Genomic DNA, 779 nt, shown 5'->3' with positions numbered 1-779 from the left:
ACCGATGGCGACACCGTATCAAATGCCGCCAATATCAACATCACGATAGCGGATGGTGCGCTCGCAACCGCGACCGACAACAACGTTGCCTTCACGGAAACACAAGGTCCTCAAACGATTACCGGCGGCGACTTAACCGTTGCCGTTGTTCAAGGCAGTGACTATGTTGAATCGGTCACGTTCAACAATGATTTATTATCAGACGACACATGGACAGGCTTAACCAGCAATAACAGTGATACCAATGTCGCTATTATTGAGAATGGCACCAAGGTGGTTGTTTACACGGGCCTAGACAGTAGTAATACCGCTAATTACGTATTGTCTGCGACCATCAATATCGATGGCACCTACAGCATTACTCAACATCAAGCGATAGAACAAGTTACCGGTGATGGTGATATCAATGGACTAACCATCGGAGTGGATGTTACTGATACCGATGGCGACACCGTATCAAATGCCGCCAATATCAACATCACGATAGCGGATGGTGCGCTCGCAACCGCGACCGACAACAACGTTGCCTTCACTGAAACACAAGGTCCTCAAACGATTACCGGCGGCGACTTAACCGTTGCCGTTGTTCAAGGCAGTGACGATGTTGAATCTGTCACGTTAAACAATGATGTATTATCAGACGACACATGGACAGGCTTAACCAGCAATAACAGTGATACCAATGTCGCTATTATTGAGAATGGCACCAAGGTGGTTGTTTACACGGGCCTAGACAGTAGTAATACCGCTAATTACGTATTGTCTGCGACCATCAATAT

1 protein-coding gene is annotated in these 779 nt (G+C 47.0%); it reads left to right on the top strand.

Annotated elements, in window-relative coordinates; genetic code table 11:
* Positions 1 to 779, top strand: a 779-nt coding sequence (locus tag AACW90_RS22915) for a hypothetical protein (protein WP_390239367.1), incomplete at both ends; no start/stop codon positions are given.

This window comes from Vibrio frigidus, from assembly GCF_042465995.1.
Classification (GTDB): Bacteria; Pseudomonadota; Gammaproteobacteria; order Enterobacterales; family Vibrionaceae; genus Vibrio.
Note: the sequence above shows the minus strand (reverse complement) of the source record. Positions and strands in the feature narration are given on the sequence as shown.